Source organism: Stenotrophomonas sp. GQ19 (genome assembly GCF_059758695.1).
The window spans coordinates 683194-703130 of record NZ_JCAXES010000001.1 but is presented as its reverse complement, the minus strand read 5'-3'; the positions used below and the strand labels follow the sequence as shown (position 1 = coordinate 703130).

At 64.0% G+C, this 19937-nt stretch carries 15 protein-coding genes; 14 read left to right on the top strand and 1 reads right to left on the bottom strand.

Annotated elements, in window-relative coordinates:
• Positions 1-132: 132 nt before the first annotated feature.
• Positions 133-693, bottom strand: coding sequence for a type VI secretion system lipoprotein TssJ (gene tssJ / locus AC6CHL_RS02925; RefSeq protein WP_241658901.1), 561 nt, complete (start codon positions 691-693; stop codon positions 133-135).
• Positions 694-996: 303 nt separating this feature from the next.
• On the opposite strand from tssJ, the gene AC6CHL_RS02920 reads away from it, so the two are divergent.
• The 14 genes from AC6CHL_RS02920 (at position 997) to AC6CHL_RS02855 (ending at position 19801) form a co-directional block, all read left to right on the top strand.
• Entirely contained in the window at positions 997-1617 is a 621-nt protein-coding gene (locus AC6CHL_RS02920; RefSeq protein WP_428711743.1) for a tetratricopeptide repeat protein, read from the top strand.
• Between the two features lie 36 nt (positions 1618-1653).
• A complete protein-coding gene (tssB, locus tag AC6CHL_RS02915; RefSeq protein WP_038687988.1) occupies positions 1654-2154 on the top strand; it encodes a type VI secretion system contractile sheath small subunit in 501 nt (166 codons plus the stop codon).
• A 3-nt stretch (positions 2155-2157) separates the two neighbouring features.
• Positions 2158-3651: a type VI secretion system contractile sheath large subunit gene (tssC, locus tag AC6CHL_RS02910; protein WP_038687990.1), complete on the top strand. Its 1494-nt coding sequence runs from the start codon at positions 2158-2160 to the stop codon at positions 3649-3651.
• Between the two features lie 140 nt (positions 3652-3791).
• A complete protein-coding gene (locus AC6CHL_RS02905; protein ID WP_038687991.1) occupies positions 3792-4289 on the top strand; it encodes an Hcp family type VI secretion system effector in 498 nt (165 codons plus the stop codon).
• A 139-nt stretch (positions 4290-4428) separates the two neighbouring features.
• Complete coding sequence (gene tssE, locus AC6CHL_RS02900; RefSeq protein WP_128097832.1) at positions 4429-4920, top strand: type VI secretion system baseplate subunit TssE; 492 nt, start codon at positions 4429-4431, stop codon at positions 4918-4920.
• 1 nt (position 4921) lies between these two features.
• Positions 4922-6757, top strand: coding sequence for a type VI secretion system baseplate subunit TssF (tssF, locus tag AC6CHL_RS02895; RefSeq protein WP_463601134.1), 1836 nt, complete (start codon positions 4922-4924; stop codon positions 6755-6757).
• Entirely contained in the window at positions 6721-7812 is a 1092-nt protein-coding gene (tssG, locus tag AC6CHL_RS02890) for a type VI secretion system baseplate subunit TssG (protein ID WP_498293276.1), read from the top strand. Before tssF ends, tssG begins: the two co-directional genes overlap by 37 nt.
• Positions 7813-7883: 71 nt before the next feature.
• A complete protein-coding gene (tssH, locus tag AC6CHL_RS02885; RefSeq protein WP_498293274.1) occupies positions 7884-10634 on the top strand; it encodes a type VI secretion system ATPase TssH in 2751 nt (916 codons plus the stop codon).
• Between the two features lie 26 nt (positions 10635-10660).
• Positions 10661-11014, top strand: a complete 354-nt coding sequence (locus AC6CHL_RS02880; protein ID WP_137189654.1) for a hypothetical protein — start codon at positions 10661-10663, stop codon at positions 11012-11014.
• Between the two features lie 230 nt (positions 11015-11244).
• A complete protein-coding gene (locus tag AC6CHL_RS02875) occupies positions 11245-13986 on the top strand; it encodes a type VI secretion system Vgr family protein (RefSeq protein ID WP_498293272.1) in 2742 nt (913 codons plus the stop codon).
• A gap of 3 nt (positions 13987-13989) precedes the next feature.
• Entirely contained in the window at positions 13990-14835 is an 846-nt protein-coding gene (locus AC6CHL_RS02870) for a DUF4123 domain-containing protein (protein ID WP_498293271.1), read from the top strand.
• The gene (locus tag AC6CHL_RS02865) at positions 14822-17548 is read left to right on the top strand and encodes a T6SS effector BTH_I2691 family protein (protein ID WP_185753498.1); all 2727 of its coding nucleotides are present in this window, start codon (positions 14822-14824) and stop codon (positions 17546-17548) included. Before AC6CHL_RS02870 ends, AC6CHL_RS02865 begins: the two co-directional genes overlap by 14 nt.
• Positions 17549-17557: 9 nt before the next feature.
• Complete coding sequence (locus tag AC6CHL_RS02860; RefSeq protein WP_038688006.1) at positions 17558-18577, top strand: DUF6708 domain-containing protein; 1020 nt, start codon at positions 17558-17560, stop codon at positions 18575-18577.
• Between the two features lie 177 nt (positions 18578-18754).
• Positions 18755-19801, top strand: coding sequence for a DUF6708 domain-containing protein (locus tag AC6CHL_RS02855; protein WP_038688008.1), 1047 nt, complete (start codon positions 18755-18757; stop codon positions 19799-19801).
• The last annotated feature ends 136 nt before the right edge of the window (positions 19802-19937 follow it).

Genomic DNA, 19937 nt, shown 5'->3' with positions numbered 1-19937 from the left:
GATACACACTAGGTTTCCACACACACTCCCAAGACAGGAATGTGAAAGTGCGAGATGCATCACGTTTTCGATGCCCGGCTACTCAACAATACTACCGCATGCCGGGATTCTGACGTCAGAATGCAGGCATCTTCAACGAGGAGAGACGCAGCGCACGGAAGCGAGACTGCCCGGGTCCCCTGACACACGTGTGACCAGGGCCTGGCTGTCAGTCGTCAGTGCGCAGGCATGGATTCCCACCGTAATACCTTCGTTGGCCAGGTTCTTGTGCTTGCCGTCGAACGCGAACCGCCAGCGGCCTTCGGCCGGTGCGCGGAACAGGGCGACCACACCGAGCACCGCGGTCCCTTCACTCAGCTGTTCCTTGAGCTCCTGGCGATTGCCTGGGGTCAGCACGATCTCGTTGACCGACAACAGGTCTGCACCCAGCGCGGCCTGTTCGCCACTCTGGTCGAGGAACGCATTGAAGGGCGCCTGCTCGAAGCGCTGTGCACTGCGCAGGTGGTAGACCTTCACCACTGCGGCAGTGGCGCGCTTGTCGTTGCCGGCGTTGAGGTTGATGCCAGCCAGCAGCCGCAGGGGAACCACCGGCGGTGCCTCCGGTTGCGCATCACGGATCCCGACCGCCTGCAGTGTCTTGTCCATGGCCTTGCCCAGCCCGCCGCTCGCGCAGCCGGTCAATGACAATGACATCGCCGTGACAAGACATATAAGAGTGTGACGCCCTAAGCAGAAATTTCGGCTCATGAGGGGTTTCATGCATTCTCGGACGGAGGGTTGGGGATGGTGATCAGCGGGACGTTGCGAAGCCGCATGTACGTCAAGATCGCGGAAGACAGTGTGAAAAACGGCAACGTTGCATTGAAACACTCTATGCGCTTCACTATACCCCTGCGTATTTGCAGTTGTACACTTGCGGCGGTAAGGGAAGGGAATCCCGTGTGTTGTATCGGCGGGGACCGGACTCACCTTTAGAAGTTTCCATGAGGGATTGGCATGAAAGTGAAGGTAATGGGGAAGGCTGTCTATCGGCCGTTGTTGGCAATGGCACTGCTGTCTGGTCTGGCGGCCTGTTCGTCGGCGCCGAAGAAGGGCGCGGTGCCTCCGTACGATGCAACGATGACCACGGCGGAGACGCAGGTCACCACGGTGGGTTCGGAAGCCGCCATCAAGAGCTTTGAAGACGCCGCGCGCGCCGATCCGACCCGCAAGGAACCGTGGGTGCGCATCGCGCAGCTGCAGTTCGACCAGGGCCAGTACGCACGTGCCATCGTTGCCGCCGAAGAGGTGCTGCAGCGCGATCCGGATGACCTGGTGGCCGATGGCGTCATCACCGTGGCCGGCTTCCGCATCGCCAACACCTCGCTGACGCGCCTGCAGGGCCGCGGCGCATTGGCATCGGAAACTGCGCGCAAGGAAGCCAAGACCCTGGCCGACACGCTGCGCAAGACCATGGGCGATGCCGTGCTTGAAGATCCCAAGCCGAAGCCGCGCGCGCCGGCCCGTCGGACGCGTCGTACTGCCGCGCCCGCCGCTGCCGCACCTGCTGCCGCGCCCGCTGCACGTCCGGCGTCGTCCAACGGCGGCGATCCCTTCCAGAACCTCGGCGGCAACTGATCCGCACGCAGTAACGCCCCCAGTCAGGAGACACCGATGGCGAAGAAGGACAGTATTCAGAAGCGGCTCCAGAAGATCCGCCCCCCGCGCGTGCAGTTGACCTACGACGTGGAAAAGGGTGATGCGATCGAACAGAAGGAGCTGCCGTTCGTGGTGGGCGTGCTCGGTGACCTGAGCGGCAACCCGGAACAGCCGTTGCCCAAGGTCAAGGACCGCAAGTTCGTCAACGTCGACCTGGACAATTTCGACGAAGTGATGGAAGGCGTCGCCCCGCGCGCGGTCTATCGCGTCGCCAACAAGATCAGTGATGGCGGCGGCGAGTTCGGCGTCGAGTTGAAGTTCAACTCGATCGACGATTTCCGCCCCGAATCGGTGGTCGACCAGATCGAACCGCTGCGCAAGCTGCTGGAATCGCGCACCAAGCTGGCCGACCTGCGCAACAAGCTGGCCGGCAACGAGAAGCTCGAAGACCTGCTGACCGATGTCCTGAACAACACCGAACAGCTCAAGAAGCTGGGCACGGGCAAGGAGCAATAAGCCATGGCAGCAGAAGCTACCGGTGTAGCCGAACAGTCGGCCGCAGCCGTCGAGGAAATCGGCCTGCTCGACCAGATTGTCGAGAAGAGCAAGGTCGCCAAGTCCGAGACCGAGCACCAGCGTGCCAAGGACATCATTTCCGAGCTGGCCAAGGAAGTATTGGAGGGCACCGTGGTGGTGTCCGACAACCTCAACCTGACCCTGGATGCGCGCATCGCCGAGATCGACCGGATCATCTCCGAGCAGCTCAGCGCGGTCATGCATGCCCCGCAGTTCCAGCAGCTGGAAAGCACCTGGCGCGGCCTGCATTACCTGTGCCAGCAGACCTCCACCGGCCCGAACATGAAGATCAAGGTCTTCAACGCGCCGAAGAAGGACCTGGTCAAGGACTTCAAGTCGGCGATCGACTTCGATCAGAGCGCGCTGTTCAAGAAGGTCTACGAAGAAGAATTCGGCACCTTCGGTGGTGCGCCGTTCGGTGCGCTGGTCGGTGACTATTTCATCGGCCGCCAGCCGGAAGACATGTACTTCGTCGAGCAGATGTCGCACGTGGCTGCTGCCGCCCATGCGCCGTTCATTTCGGCTGCGTCCGAGGGCATGTTCGGCCTGGAGACCTTCACCGATCTGGGCAAGCCGCGCGACATGGCGAAGATCTTCGACACGGTCGAATACGCCAAGTGGAAGTCGTTCCGTGAAAGCGAGGACAGCCGCTACGTCGGCCTGACCCTGCCGCGCTTCCTGGGTCGCCTGCCGTACAACCCGAAGGATGGCACCACGGTCGAAGGCTTCAACTTCGTCGAGGAAGTGGACGCCGCCGACCACAGCAAGTTCCTGTGGTGCAACACGGCCTATGCGATGGCCGCGCGTCTCACCCACGCGTTCGAGGATTACGGCTGGTGTGCGGCCATCCGCGGCGTCGAAGGCGGTGGCCTGGTCGAGGACCTGCCCACCCACACCTTCCGCACCGACGACGGTGAAGTGGCACTGAAGTGCCCGACCGAAGTGGCGATCACCGATCGCCGCGAAAAAGAACTCAGTGACCTCGGTTTCATTCCGCTGGTCCACTGCAAGAATACCGACTACGCCGCGTTCTTCGGCGCCCAGTCGGCACAGAAGCCGAAGAAGTACAACACCGATTCGGCCAATGCCAATGCGATCCTGTCTGCCCAGTTGCAGTACATGTTCGCCGTCTCGCGTATCGCCCATTACCTGAAGGCGATGATGCGCGAGAAGATTGGCAGCTTCGCGTCGGCGGGCAACGTCGAGGAGTTCCTGAACCGTTGGATCTCGCAGTACGTACTGCTGGACGACAACGCCTCCCAGGAAGCCAAGGCCCAGTACCCGCTGCGCGAAGCCGCTGTGAACGTTTCGGAAGTACCGGGGAAACCCGGTGTCTACCGCGCTGTGGCCTTCATCAGGCCGCATTTCCAGCTCGATGAGCTGTCTGTTTCGTTGCGATTGGTTGCCGAATTGCCGGCAACTGCAAAAAAGTCGTAACGCATTGATGTTGCTGTAGCGCCAAGGGGCGGATGCCCTGATTGCAGCGACGTTTTTCCAAGAGGGTTAAACCCCCCTGAACCGCCGGGAGCGATCCCGGCACCCAATCTCACGGAAGACCGGAACTTAGGAGACCAGATATGCAGCACGCTTTCCTCTCTATCGACACCATCAAGGGCGAGTCCCACGACGACAAGCACAAGGATTGGATTGAAATCCAGTCCTTCTCGCAGGATCTGCTGCAGCCGCGTTCGGCCACTGCGTCGACCTCGGGTGGCACCACCGCAGCTCGTGTGAATCTGTCGCCGATCGAAATCACCAAGACGATCGATCTCGCCACCACTGCCCTGAACCAGGCGGCCAGCAATGGCACCACCTTCCCGAAGGCTCGCATTGAATTCATGCGCGCTGACAAGGACGGCAACGCGATCAATTACTACACGGTCGAGCTGCTGAACGTCCTGGTTCACCGCGTCACCACCACGGTTGATTCCGAGGGGATGCCGCAGGAAGTGATTCAGTTGAGCTTTGGTGCGATCAAGTGGACCTACCAGCAGCAGAAGCCGGAAGGCGGCGTTGGTGGCAAGGCCGTGGCGCAGTGGAGTGCAACCAAGAACATTCCGAACTACGCCGTTTGATGTAGTGTCGCTGCGATGGCGCCTTGTGCGCCATCGCAGTCTGAAATCACCTGGCAGTACATCGGGAGTGGCCAGGAACGGCCGCAGCGCGTGTTGCCCCTCTGCATGATGCAGGGACGCAGACAGACCGGAATGACCAATGAAGGGACTCGAACCCAGCTTGCTCGAGAAACTGTTTGACGATGCCCCCAAGTCCAATGGGGGAGGGCATGTGTTCAAGTCCATATCGCTGGACCAGTACAAGGAATCGATCGCCCGCGACCTGGAAGGCCTGCTCAATTCCCGTGCAGCGTTCCAGGAAGAAGACATGGCCGAGTTCCCGAACTGCAAGCAGTCGCTGCTGACCTATGGCCTGGCGGATTTTTCCGCGATGAGCCTCGCCAACGCCTATGACCGCGCCGCCATCTGCCGCTCGCTGGAGCAGGCCGTGGCCCGGCACGAGCGCCGTTTGAAGAACGTGGGGGTCAGCCTGGAGGTTGGCTCGCAGTTCGGTGGCGGCCTGCACTTCACCATCAACGCATTGCTCGATCTGGAGCCGGCCCGCGAGCCGGTCAGCTTCGATGCGATGCTGCAGCCGTCGACCCTGCAGTACCAGGTCAGCCGTACGCGTCGCCAGCAGGCGACCAGCTGACATGCAGGATCTGCTGCCCTATTACGAACGCGAACTGGCTTACCTGCGCCGCTACGGCCGCGAGTTCGCCGATCGCTACCCCAAGATTGCCGGTCGCCTTCAGCTCAATGCCGAAGGCAGCCAGGATCCGCATGTCGAGCGCCTGATCGAAGCCTTCGCGCTGCTCAGCGCACGCGTTTCCAAGCGCATCGAAGACGATTACCCCGAATTCACCGACGCCCTGCTGGACGTCCTGTATCCGCACTACCTGCGGCCGTTCCCGTCGTGCTCGATCGCCCATTTCGACATGGACGGGGTGTCGTCCAAGTTGAGCGCGCCGATCACCGTGGCGCGCGGCACGGCCCTGCAGTCGCGCCCGGTGCGCGGCGTGTCCTGCCGTTTCCGTACCGCCTTCGACGTGGTCCTGGCACCGATCGCGGTGCAGTCGGCGGTCTACCGCGGTGTGGCCGAAGCGCCGATGGCCACCAGCCTGCCGGCCGGCAGCGGCGCGCAGGTGTCGCTCAGTTTCCGCCTGATGTCCGACCAGGCCAGCTTCGATACGCTGGGTACCGATGCCCTGCGCCTGTTCCTGGACGGCGAGCCCTCGCTGCGTGCGTCGCTGCGCGATGCCATGGCGCTCGGGGTCAAGGTGGCCTATGTAGAGGCCGACAACAGCGGCCGCTGGCGCCGCCTGGACGAGGTGCCGCTGCGCCAGGTCGGCTTCAGCGAGGACGAATCGCTGGTCGACTTCCCGGCGCGCTCGCACCCGGCCTATCGCCTGCTCACCGAGTTGTTTGCCTACCCGGAAAAATTCGGCTTCGTCGACCTGCTGCTCAAGCCGGTCACCGCCGGCGCCAGCCGCAGCTTCACCCTGCACCTGATCCTGCAGGCCAGCGCCCCCGAGCGCGGCAACCAATTGGTGCTGGAGGATCTGAGCGCCAGCAACGTGCGCCTGGGCTGCACCCCGATCGTCAACCTGTTCACCCAGCCGGGCGAGCCGATCCGCGTGACCCATCGCACGGTCAGCTACGCGGTGCTGGCCGACGCGCGGCGTGCGTTTGCCTACGAGGTGTACTCGATCGACTCGGTGCACCGCATCCGGCAGACGCCACAGGGCGAAGTGATCCAGGCGTTCCGTCCGTTCTATTCGCTGCACCACGGCGAAGACCCGGACCGCACCGGCCAGTACTGGGTGTCGCGTCGCGACGAGGACATCGCGCGGCAAAGCCCGGGCTTTGAAACCGAGATCAGCTTCGTCGACCTGGCCTTCAACCCGACCCTGCCGCAGACCGACACCGTCAGCCTGGAGCTGACCTGCAGCAACCGGGACCTGCCCAGCCACCTTGCCCATGGCGTGGCCGGCGGCGATCTCACCCTGGAAGGCGGCACGCCCGCGCGGGCCATCAGCCTGCTGCGCAAACCGACCCGGCCGTTGCGCTTCCGCCAGGGCAAGAACGCCCAGTGGCGCCTGATTTCGCACCTGTCGTTGAACCAGCTGTCGCTGACCGGCAGCGGGCTGACCGCGCTGAAGGAGATGCTGCGGCTGTACGACTTGTCCGGCAACAACGTGTCGGCCCGGCAGATCGACGGCATCCTGGCGTTGGAGCAGCACCCGGTGACCAGCTGGATGTCCGGCAAGCAGTTTGCCTCGGTCGTACGCGGGCTGGAGATCCGCCTGACCATCAACGAGAACCATTTCGTGGGCGCCGGCATTGCCGCGTTTGCCCAGGTGATGGATCACTTTTTTGCACTGTACGTGCATGCCAACAGTTTCACCCGGCTGGTGCTGGTTTCCAGCGACAGTGGTGAGGAGATCGTCCGATGCCCGGCGCGAAGCGGCGAATCGATCTTGGCGTAGCCCAGCAACTGCTCGCCGAACCGCACCGCTTCGAGTTCTTCCAGGCGGCGCGGTTGTTGGAGCAGGTGTTCCAGCGCCAGGGCGTGAAGGCAGGCCAGGCCGTGCCCATGCGGGTGCGGTTCCGCAACCCGTTGTCGCTGGGTTTCCCGGCCACCGAGTTGAGCTCGGAATGCGTGGCGTACAGCCTCAAGGGTGACAAGCTGGAAGACGCCGCAGCGATCGACCACGCGCTCGAGCACGAGACCCTGGCCGAGGTGCACCTGACCCCGCACTTCATGGGCTTGCTGGGTACCTCTGGTGCCTTGCCGCTGCATTACACCGAAACCCTGCAGATCCGCGAGCTGTACGACCGCGACCGCACCGCACGTGCGTTCCTGGACATCTTCTCCACGCGTGCGGTGTCGCTGCATTACGCGGCGTGGAAGAAGCACCGGTTGGCCCTGCAGTACGAGATCGATCGTCGCGAGCGCTTCCTGCCGTTGATCATGTCGCTGTTCGGCATGGGCATGAACGAACTGCGCGACCGGCTGGTGGATGGGCACGGCGACGTGTTCGACCAGGCCTTTGCCTACTACGCCGGCGCGGTGCGGCAACGCCCGGTGTCGGCGGCGCTGATGCAGCGGGTGCTGGCCGACTACTTCCAGGTGCCGCTGGCGCTGGAGCAGTTCGTCGGTGCCTGGTACCGGGTGCCGGCCGGGCAGTCCACGCGCCTGGGCCAGGCCAACGCCACGCTCGGCGCCAGTGCGCTGGCCGGCGACCGGGTCTGGCAGCGCGACCTGCGCATGCGCCTGAGCATCGGCCCGCTGCGACGGGAGCAGTTCGATGATTTCCTGCCCGGCGGCAGCGCCGAGCAGGCGCTGGCCAAGTGGCTGTCGCTGCTGACTGGCGGCACGCTGGAATACGAAGTGCGGTTGGTGCTGCGTCAGGAAGACGTGCGCGGCGCCGGGCTGGGTGCCGGCGTCGGCGCGCGGCTGGGCTGGGACAGTTACATGTGCTCGCGTGCCGCCGACGGCCCGCGGTCGGACACCACCTACGGCATCCATACACTGCAATGAACAGGTCGGGGCAGGGCTGACCGGCCGCTGCCCTTCATCAACAGGTTTCAGCAAGGAGCGCGTTTTCCCGCATGAGCATCAATCTCAAGACCCTGATCAGCAAGCTGGACGATACCTGCCGTCTGGCCGCCGAGCGTGCCGCCAACCTGTGCATGTCGCGCGGCAACTACGAGGTTGATCTGGAGCACCTGTTCCTGGCGCTGCTGGAGCAGCCGCACAGCGATTTCGTGTTGATTGCCCGCCGCTGCGGCATCTCGCCCGATGCGCTGGAACGCGACCTGTCCGACGAGATCAGCCAGTTCAAGACCGGCAACGGCCGCACCCCGGTGTTTTCCCAGCACATTCCCAAGCTGTTCGAACACGCCTGGCTGATCGCCTCGCTGGATTCGGAAACCAGCCGCATCCGCAGCGGCCACCTGCTGCTGGCGCTGATGACCGAACCGGAGCTGTCGCAGCTGGCCTACCGCGGCTCCAAGCTGTTCGTGCGCTTCAAGCTGGACGAGCTCAAGCACGACTTCGCCAAGCTCACCGAGGGCTCGCAGGAAGCCACCCAGACCGTGCGCAACGCCGATGCCGGCGCAGGCGAGGGTGACCTCGGTGGCGAGACCGCCGCGGCCGTGGACGGGGGCAAGGGCGGGCTGTCCAAGACGCCGGCGCTGGACCAGTTCACCACCAACCTGACCGAGCGTGCCCGCGAAGGTCGCATCGACCCGGTGATCGGTCGCGATGGCGAGATCCGCCAGGTGATCGACATCCTGATGCGTCGCCGTCAGAACAACCCGATCCTCACCGGTGAGGCCGGCGTCGGCAAGACCGCCGTAGTGGAAGGGCTGGCCCGCCGCATCGCCGACAAGGACGTGCCCGACGTGCTGCTGGGCGTGGAACTGCATACCTTGGACATGGGCCTGCTGCAGGCCGGTGCCAGCGTCAAGGGCGAGTTCGAGAACCGCCTGAAGAACGTGATCGACGAGGTCAAGAAGAGCCCGCACCCGATCATCCTGTTCATCGACGAAGCCCACACCATGATCGGTGCCGGTGGCACGGCAGGCCAGAATGACGCCGCCAACCTGCTCAAGCCGGCCCTGGCCCGTGGCGAGCTGCGCACCATCGCGGCCACCACCTGGAGCGAATACAAGAAGTACTTTGAGAAGGACGCCGCGTTGGCGCGTCGCTTCCAGGTGGTCAAGGTGGAAGAACCCACCGAAGCCCTGGCCGCCGCGATGTTGCGCGGCATGGTCGGCCTGATGGAAGCGCACTTCAACATTCGCGTGATGGACGAGGCCGTTACCGAAGCGGTGCGCCTGTCGCACCGCTACATCAGCGGCCGCCAGCTGCCTGACAAGGCGGTCAGCGTGCTCGACACCGCCTGCGCGAAGGTGGCACTCGGCCAGAGCGCCACCCCGGCGATCATCGAAGACACCCGCAAGCACCTGGATCGCCTGGACGCCGAGCTGGCCGCGCTGCAGCGCGAAACCGCCGGCGGCGCCAACCACCATGCCGAGCGTCTGGGCGAACTGCAGCAGCTGCAGGCCGATGCCCGGGCCGTGCTGGCCACCAATGAAGAGCGCCTCTCGCTGGAGCGTGCCCTGGCCGACCAGATCCGCCAGCTGCGCCAGCAGATGGAGAACGGTGGTGTCGAAGCGGCTGGCAGTGAGGCAGCCCCGGCTGACACCGTCGCCGCCGAGAAGCCTGCGGCGCGTGGCAAGAAGGCCGCCGCCGCCGCAGTGTCGCCGCAGCAGGCCGAGCTGGACCGCCTGCTGGCCGAACTGGGCCAGCTGCAGGGCGACACCCCGATGGTGCCGCTGCAGGTGGATGGCGGCGTGGTGGCCGAAATCGTCTCGGCCTGGACCGGCGTCCCGCTGGGCCGGATGGTCAAGGACGAGATCCGCACGGTGCGCACCTTGGGCACCCTGCTGGTCGACCGTGTGATCGGCCAGGACCACGCGCTGGAGGCCATCGCCCAGCGCGTGCGTACCGCCACGGCCAAGCTGGAAGACCCGAACAAGCCGCGCGGTGTGTTCATGTTCGTCGGCCCGTCCGGCGTGGGCAAGACCGAGACCGCACTGGCGCTGGCCGACATCCTGTACGGCGGCGAGCGCAAGCTGATCACCATCAACATGAGCGAGTACCAGGAAGCGCACAGCGTTTCCGGCCTCAAGGGCTCACCCCCGGGGTATGTGGGCTACGGCGAAGGTGGCGTGCTGACCGAAGCGGTCCGCCGCAACCCGTACAGCGTGGTCCTGCTGGATGAAGTGGAAAAGGCCCACCCGGACGTGCTGGAGATGTTCTTCCAGGTGTTCGACAAGGGCCAGATGGACGATGCCGAAGGCCGCGAGATCGACTTCCGCAATACGCTGATCATCCTGACCTCCAACATCGGCTCGTCGCAGATCATGCAGGCCTGCCTGAACAAGCCGGCCGAGGAGATCCCCACTGCCGACGCACTGGGTGAAGCCCTGCGCCCGGTGTTGATGAAGAGTTTCAAGCCCGCGTTCCTGGGCCGCATGAAAGTCGTGCCGTACTTCCCGATCAACGACGACGTGCTGGCCCAGATCATCGCGCTCAAGCTCGGCCGCATCCGCGACCGAGTGGCGGGTAACCACAAGGCCACGTTCTTGTGGGACGACAGCCTGGTCGAGGCCGTGCTGTCGCGTTGCACCGAGGTGGATTCCGGTGCACGCAATGTTGATCACATCCTCAACGGTACGCTGCTGCCGGAGGTCGCGGAAAGCGTCCTGGCGGCGATGGCCGAGGGGAACCGGATCAACACCATCAAGGTGACCGCAGGGAAGAACGGCGCCTTCAAATACAAGCTGTCCTGATTGTCGACTGGAAAGGAGATACGAATATGGATTTCTACGGATTCAACCGCGCCAAGGCCATTGCCAACTGTGGCAGCCTGGAACTGGGCCTGGCCCGCGACACCAACAACGTGCGCGCCTGGAACCGCCTGCGCCCGGAGCACATCGTCGAGCTGCTGCACGGTGCCGCCGCCGATGCCCGCCAGGATGCCCGTAACCTGGCCGCACAGATCAGCCGTGGCGCCTGGCGCATCCAGACCCACGCACCCGCGCAGGGCAAGGCCAACCAGCTGGTCAGCAATGCCCGTGAAGTCTCAATCACCGCTGGCGGCCGCGACTACCGCCTGCTGCTGAACGAAGGTGCCAAGCTGCAGCTGGAACGTATCACGCAGTCGGCCTGATAGAGGCTTTCAGGTGCACCCGCCGCAGAAGCGGCAGGTGCACCGGGCTGCTCTCCGATGCAATGCGCAGAGAGCTATCACCCAGCTGGAAATGTGTGACATGTGACGTGTGCGACGCAATGCCCACCCGGGGTACAGCCCGGGTGAAATATACGGTGCTTGCGCTGATCTATGTTGACGATGGATCGCTCCAGTCGAATTCACTGGGCTAATGAATGCGGGGATGGATCATGGATTCCGTAACCAAGATACTCGCCGCGCTTGCGGCACCGGGGCAGGCCCAACGCCTGCTGCAGCTGCGCACCTCGCTGGGGAGCGACGTGCTGGTGGCCGAGTCGCTCAATGGCGTCGAGCAGATCGATGGCGTGGGTTTCGTGTTCGACGTCATCGCACTGTCGGCCGATGCCAACCTGTCGCTGGACGGCCTGCTGGGCCAACCCGCCGTACTGCAGATGCAGGCCATCGGCAGCCCACGCCCGTTCCACGGCCGGATCACCGCGGCCGAGCGGATCGGCAGCAACGGCGGCCTGGCGCGGTATCGCCTGCGCCTGCAGCCGTGGTTGGCCTTCCTGGGCCAGCGCGTGGACAGTTACGTATTTCATGACGCCAGCGTGGTCGACATCGTCGAGAACGTGTTCGCCGACTACAGCGGGCTGGTACCGGCCTGGCGCTGGGACCTCACCGACCGCAGCCTCTACGCCAAGCGCAGCCTGACCACGCAGTACCAGGAAACCGACCTGGCCTTCGTGCAGCGCCTGCTGGCCGAAGAGGGCATCTATTACTGGTTCGAGCATGGCGCAGACCCGGACAGCGAGTCGTTTGGTGCACACACGCTGGTGCTGGCCGACAACCATCATGGCGCCAAGGATCTCGGCGCGGTGCGCTTCCACCGCGGCGATGTGACCGAGCGCGATGACAGCGTGCAGCAGTGGTCGACCGCGCGCCGCTGGCTCACCACCAAGGTGTCCCGGCATACCTGGGATCACCGCACGCTGGAGCTGCGCCAGGCCAGCGCGGAAGCGCAGACCGCGCACGAGGCGACCGGCGAAGATGCCGACACCTGCGGCCCGTACGGCTGGCAGGACAACGCCCGCGGCCAGCGGCGCGCGCAGCAGCATCTGGATGCGCTGCGTGTGCGCGCGCACACGATTGAAGGGCAGGGCAAGTGGCGGCAGCTCACCCCCGGGGCGCAGTTCCAGCTGGGGCAGCATCCGGGCGTGGACGCGGGCACCGCCTTCCTGTGCCTGTCGGTGCAGCACCAGGCGCGCAACAATTTCGAGGCCGACGTGTTCGACGCGCTGGAGCAGCAGTTGGGGCCGGCCGCGCAGGCGCCGCTCAGCTTGCCGGGCGCCTTGACGGGCTTGTCCGTGACCAACACCGCGCCGGACCTCACCACCACTTTTTACGACAACCGCTTCGTCGCCATTCCGGCCGACGTGGTGTACCGCCCGCAGACCGAGGACGGCCACGGCACGCGCCTGCATCCGCGCCCGTCGATCACCGGCACGCTCAGCGCCATCGTGGTCAGCGACGGCGAGCCGCTGCAGTCCGATCGCGACCACCGCATCAAGGTGCAGTTCCCGTGGCAGCGCGGCGGCAGCTCCAGCACCGGCTTGGCCCATCCCGGCGGCGACGACAACGCCCCGGCCAACAGCGGTGCCTGGACCTGGGTGCGCGTGATGACCCCCTGGGCCGGCGACAACTGGGGCGGCGTGGTGCTGCCCCGTCGCGGCCAGGAAGTGCTGGTGGCCTTCCTTGAGGGCGACATCGACCGCCCGGTCGTGGTCGGCGCGGTCTACAACGGCCGCGGCCAGACCGATGCCGCCCATAACCAGGTCGCCAGCGGCGGCGCCAACGCCACGGGCAATGCGCCGGCGTGGTTCGACGGCAATGAACATGCCGCCGTCTACACCGGCTTCAAAAGTCAGGCGCTGGCCGACAGCCAGGGCGGGCAGGGCGGTTACCAGCAGATGCGCCTGGATGACACGCCGGGCCAAGGACGTGCGCAGCTGTCCACCACGCAACACGCCACTACGCTGACCTTGGGTCACCTGAAGGGGGGCGAAGACAACGTGCGCGAGACCGAGCGCGGCTTCGGCGCAGAGCTTTCCACGCAGGCCTTCGGGTCCCTGCGTGCCGGGCAAGGCCTGCTGCTCAGCACCGAGCCTGGCGAACCGCAGTTGGCTGCCAACCAGGCGCTGACCCAGCTGCAGGAAAGTGCCGAGCTGCTGCAATCGCTCAACGAATCGGCAGTGAACCAGCAGGCCCAACTGCCTGAGGAACCGACCAAGTTGCAGGCCCACGACGCGCTGGAACAGCTGCAGGAAAGCCTGCGCGCTACCCAGAGCGGCAGCGCGGCGGGCAGCATCAGCGGCGGCGACGGCGATGCCCCCGGCTGGGACAAGCCGGTGCTGATGGGCAGCGGCGTGGCCGGCGTGATGAGCCTGACCCCGGCCGACCAGGTCTGGGTCAGCGGCACGCACACCACGCTGGCCTCAGGCGTGGCGCTGAACTGGCTGAGCCAGGGCTCGATCACGATGGCGGTAGCCGGTGGGCTGGTGCTGTACACCGCCGGCGCCGAGCCGAAACCCGAAAGTCCGAATCAGGAACGTGGGATTGCGCTGCACGCCGCGCAGGGCAAGGTCAGTGCGCGCGCGCACAAGAATCAGGCGATCCTGGCAGCCAAGACCAACGTGAAGATCACCAGTACCCAGGCCGATGTGCAGTTGTCGGCGCCGAGCAAGCATTTGCTGGCGACGGCGGCCGGCGCTTACATCCGGATCGAGGGCGACAACATCGAGCTGGGCGCGCCCGGGAAGGTGGAGTTCAAGGGCACGCAGCGGGAGTGGACGGGGGCAAAGGCGTTGAAGCTTGCGGCGCCCACCTTGCCTTCCGCAAGCCACGGGCCGTGCCAGTTCCGCGTGAGAGCAGCCGAGCAGAGTGGTGCGGCTGTTGTGCCGCTGGGGAGCTGATGCATGGAGTTCAGCCACCGCTTCTTCATGTCCCAGGACTTCGCGCTGATCAATCCGATGCAGATCGATGCCGACATCGTGGCGCTTTGGCCAAGTGAGCCGATTGTTCCGGATGCACTGAAGGGACAAGAAAAGCACATGCCGCGTCTGATCGCGTTGGCCGAGCTGGACGAGGATGATCGTCTATATCGGTTGGATCAGACCATGAACTATGGCAACGCGCGCAACAAAGCTCCCTTCTGCGGCTTGCTGCGGAGCCAGGCCTCGCCCAGGCGGGTAGCCAGGCATGTGGCGAGCGCGATGGTGCAGAAGATCGGCGGCGAAGCGATGTGGCTGCGTCTGCACGATCCGCGGGTGTGGCTCAACCTTCGCTGGATCCTGCGACCCCTCCAGGTCGACGCCCTGCTGGGCCCAATCAGTCACTGGTCCTGGCCGGTGCCTGGCAGTGAGCGCTGGACGGCCAGTACAAGTGAGCGGGCGGCCGCGCAACGGCTTGACCTGGATATCGAGCAGATGCGGGCGCTGTCCATGACGGGGTCGGTCAATCGCGTCTTCGCCAGGCTGGCGCGCGACGGCGCCCCGGTGCTGGACACCGACGCATCAAGGAGGACTGCGTTCAACGAGATGATGAGGGCTCAGGCACTTGGCTTGAGCACCGATGAAGATGTGGAGTTCTTCGCCTTCCTCTCGCTTGTCAGGTCTCCCCAGGTGCATGACCAGCCTGTGGAGCGAAGGATGATCGATCTGGCTGTCGCGGGGGAGTGCGGGTACTTGTCGGCATGGATGGATGAGTACGGCCAATCAATGGAAGTGAATGCAGAGGAGCTGGACGAACGTGGCAACAACTGACACCAAACAGCCGGGTGGCCTTGGGGCCTGCGATCCGAGCAAGAAATGCCAGATGTGCGACCAACGCGGTCTGCCCATTCTTCCCTTGCGCTACTCACTTGCGCGTACCGATGTGCGGGCAGGATTCACCATGCCGCCGCTGGAAGGAAAGTTCGGTGCGGGCGTCAAGGACATCGTCCTGCCGGCTGCGCGTGCCCAGTACACCTTGCGACTGGCACGCCAGGGCTATCTTTACGTATTCAACGAGGCGCGGGGCGAATGGAAGGGGTACTTCGTCACGGAAGATGCCTACCTGCTTGAGTTTGATGTGCACGCCGATGCGCCGCCGATGGAGGAGTTCGCGCCCACCTGTGCGCGCATGGCGACCTCGCAGCTGGCGCGCTTCGTCACCATCCCCGACCCTTCGAGGGCCGGCAAGGTTTGGTTTGGTTTCAGCGAGGCACCGTGGGCGCCCGAGGTGCTGAAGCGCAACCGGCTCTCCTCCGAGCGAAAGAAGCACATGCGCGCGGTCGATGTGAAAGCGTGGGTTGGCGGGGCGCGCCCCGATCACACCGGTGAAGTGGGTGACGCCAAGCGTCTGGTGAGTGAGTTTGCGTTCGAAGAGCAGGTTGCAAAGCCTCGAGACCCGAGTCAGCCGACGTCGCAGATGGTGCTGGATCCAAAAACCGGAAAGATGATCAAGCAGGTCAATCTTGAAGGCGTGACGGTCTCCAATAACCCGGCGTATGACTTCACCACCTTCGCTTTCCGCCGCTGCAAGCAGCAGGTCGCGGGCATGGAGGAATGGGTCAAGAAGGCGTCTCCGGAGGTACCGGCAATGATGCTGGCCCTGAACGATCCCGCCGGTCTTACCCAGGACGTGTCGGCCTTGATGCGGGAGTTGGTGAGGGACTTCGAAACCGGCAAGGATCGCAATTGGAAGTTGGCCGCGGCGACGGGCATCAAGGGCATCCGGAAGGCGATCGAAGATCAGGCGGCCGCTACCGAGCTGAGCGAGCGGCGCGCAACGGCGATCACGGGCAAGGCATCGGCAGAGCTCTACGCTGCCGGACTCATCAAGATGCCCGAGTCGTTGACCGCCGAACAGGACCGCAAGGCGCGCGTGTCAGCGTGGAACCGCTACAAGGATGACTACGACGAGTCGGCCGTGTCCAAGTTCGAAGCAGAGCTGGAGCGGGAAACCAAGGAATTCACCAGCAGCCAGCTGACACCGTTGGCGATGTCGTTCGTTCGCTGGTATCAGTCCGATGCGCTTCGTGACTGGTTGTCGTCCAACCATCATGAAGGCCTCGAAGGCGGTGGCGGGGCATTCACCGTCATTGTCCAGCGCTGCGTGGAAGGCATCACCGGTCATGACCAGGTTGCTGCTGCGCTGTTGAAGGATCTCAACGGGCGTTTCGATGAAAAGCGCAATATCACCCTGCGTGCGCTGGTCCTGAACGACACCACGATCGCCAAGTACCTGGAGCTTGCGGCCGGGCCGAGCCTCGAACTGGCCAACAACCCGGGCGCCTGGAGCAACGTGCTGAAGGCGTTCGCACACGTGGACGACAGGAAGAAGAACAATCCGGCGGACATGCAGACCCGCACCGGTATTGTGGCCAACTTCATGCATGAGATTGCCGGGTCATTCATCACCGGGCTTTCAAAGGCAGGGCAGACCATCAAGGTTGGCGCGGCGAATATTGCGCTCAGCATTGCCATGAAGCACCGGATGATGGCCTTGATGGGCGCGGTATCGGGCCGGCAGATCACCCGGCTCCCTGTGAGGGCGTCCGAAGCCGAGCTTGCCCACTTCATCGTGGAGGCGCTGACGGCTGGGCAGTCTCCCGCCGAGAAGGCACGTGCCCGCCAGCAGGTGGATACGCATCTTCGTCAGCAGCTGACAGAACGATCCGGTGCGCGGACCGCCACCGGTGAGCGGAATGCGCGGGGTCGCAAGGTCTTCCAATGGGCGGTCTACTGGGACGATGAAACCATGCGTGCCCTGCGCGGGACGAATATCACGACCCTGGACCGGGCGCTGTTGAGCGAGGACCAGTTGCGGGCCGTGGTCAGAAGCCGCGCAGCCTCCTTTGCATCCGTCAACATCCGGGCAGACGTTGGCTTTGGTGTGGTGGGTCTGCTGCTGGATGGTTGGAATGCCGCGGATGCCTTCACCAAACTTGATGACGAGAAGCAAGGTCCAGAGAATCGCCGCCGCATCAGCCTCGGGTCGGCCCTGTTCGGGCTTGCGGGGACGAGCATTGAGTTGACCGCTATCGGATTGGAACGAACTGCGTATGGGCAGGTGGCGCGATCGGTGCGGATCGCGGCCGTCGAACTGAGGACGACATCGGCCGTCATCGGATGGATGGGCAAGCTTGTAGGAACCGTGGGGGCGTTCCTTGGCGCCGTCGTCGATGGTTGGAAGTTCTATGAAGCCGCCAAGAGTGGCGACATACCGATGGCCATCCTGTTCGGCGCAACGGCTGTGGGCGGCGCTGTGGTTGCCGTGTGCGTGCTGTTCGGCTGGATGACCGCTGGCATAGGCTTCATCATCATGATTGTCCTGGCCATCATCGGGTTTGTTGGCGAGTGGCTGATCAACCTTATTCGCGATGATAAGATCGAAATCTGGATCAACAAGACACCCTTTGGTGCGCATGATCATGGACGTTTCGAGTCACTTGAAGACCAGGAAGCAGCGTATGTCGCATTGCAAGCCAAGTAGGACCTCCCGATGAGCAGTTTTACTGGCTGGCTGGTCAGCCCTTTCAAGCTGGGCCGTGAAGTTTCCGAGAAGGAAGCGCGCGCCAACCTGCGATCTCCCGGGATACCGCGTCCGAAGCCACTGAACAAAGGCGCCATCCATCTCGATTCCACCTGCCTGGAGTATCTGGACCGGTACTTCCTGATGCGCGGCTGGGGGGTGCTTGGGGGTGGGTTTCTTGTTGTCTTCTGCGTGGTCCTTGGCGGCGCAGGCATTTACGGATTCCTGCAAAGCTCACAGGGACAGGTTGCGCCTGTGTTCTGGGCGCTGGTCATCATGGCCGTGATGTTTGGTGTGCCCGCGCTTGTGGCGCTGAAGGTGCTCGTGCTCAAGGATGCGTTTCGGTACACCCACTATCCTGTCCGCTTCAATCGAGCCAACCGTAAGGTCTATGTGTTCACCGGCGGGGCGCGGAAGTACCTTGAGGTGCCGTTCGACGATGCATTCTTCTTCATCAACGAAGATGGCGGTACCGGTGCCAACAACGTCCGCATTTACGACCTGCGGATGCATGTCATCGAAAGTGGCAAGATTGTTCATACGGTGTCGATCGGATCCGATGGTGGCAGTAGCCCGGGGGTCGTCCTTGCGCATTGGGAAATGATTCGCCGCTTCATGGATGAAGGGATGGACGATCTGCCGTTCCCTCCGCTTGGCATCTTTGCGTCCTCGCGTGTTTCGTTGAAGAACGCGTTCATCATTCCGTTTGCAGTGTTCAACGGCGCATTGCGCTGGATACTCGCGCCTTTCCTGTTTCCGATTGGTGTCGCCCGCTACATGGCGCTGGCAAGCAGTAAGCGCCCGGTGTGGCCAAGCTCGGTGGAAGCAGAATGCGCGCCAGCGCGTGGCAGCCGGGTTCTGCGCGAACCGCAGGTTTACGGCGACCTTCCGGGCGGCAGGAGTGGGGAGGCGGCGTTCATGCAGTACTGGAACGAAGCTGAGACGCAGGCAAGGGCGGAGGACCAGGGCCTGGCGTCGCTCTTCAGGTGAGGCGTGGGTGACTGGACGCTGCCTGTCAGCGCGGTCCAGGCCCGATTGAACCCGGTGCGCGGCGCTGGGTGGCTCCGGTTTCTGCTGGTGTCACGCAGCGCAGTCGTACGCAACGCGGGCTGGACGACGTCCAACCCGGCAGCGCCTGGCGCAACGGCCGACTTCAAGGATGTGAGCATGAGTGCATTTGCAGGCTGGTTGGCCCAGCGCTATCGGGTCAACAGACCCTTGTCGGACGCCGAGCGCAACGCAGATGTGCGCAATTTCGATGGCATGGTCAAGGATCCAATCGACCAGGGCATCATCGCGCTCAATCCCACGTTCATCGAATATGTAGACCGGCATTTCCACTATCGCGGCTGGGGGGCGATGTGGGGGCTGCTGGTCATTGCGCTTGCCGTTGCATTCGCCGTTGCGATGGCAATGGCACCAACGGTGACGCCCCAGGGCTTTCCACGGCCGCTGACAACGGGCGAGCGTTTCGTGGTGGGCTGGATCGTCACACTGTCGTCCGGGTTGGCAGCCTTCAGCTACTGGATGCTGTTGGGCCGGGATGTCTTTCGGTATCAGTACTATCCCGTTCGGTTCAACCGCAAGTCGCGCAGGGTGCATGTCTTTACCGGTGGCCGCCGTGGCGCGCTCTCGGCACCGTGGGATGAGGTGCGTTTCATCATCGGAAGCGGCGCGCCGGTGGGCGCGGGCGACAGGGACGCAACCTACGATCTTCGCGGCCACCTGATGCAGGGCGATCAGGTGATTCACACCTTCGCCGTTGGCAGCGACAGTGGGGCCAATCCCGGGCCAACGTTGGCGCACTGGGAGATGATTCGCCGCTACATGGACGGGGGCATGGAGGCGCTTCCATTTCCGCCGCTGCAACTCTACACATCGACCACGCCCAGCCTTCGGAATGCCATCATCATCCATGTGTCGTCTGCCGGCACGGGCCTGGGTCTGCTTGCTTTGCCCATTACGCTGCCGTGGGCCATGTTCAGGTATCTGTCGATGAAGCTGTGCAGACGCCCCAGCTGGCCGCGCGCAGTCGAGGATGATTGCGCCGGCGGTGCGGAGGCTGGGAGCCTGAAGGAGCCGGTCGTGTACGGTCGGGTAGGCGACGGCCGTGGCAGCGAAACCATGCTGGCGTACTGGACGCAAGCCACCCGTGATGCAATGGCGCTCAACGAGACGTTGCGCACACGGATGAAGGGAAACGGCGGGCATTGATCGCCTCGAACAAGCGCCTGCGCAGTGTCACTTGCCGCATCCTTGCTGCTGCACGTCACATTGGCTTGGATAGGCCCGCTGAGTGCGTTGTTCCCGCATGCGAGCGAACACGGGAGTGAGACGAGGATGTACACAG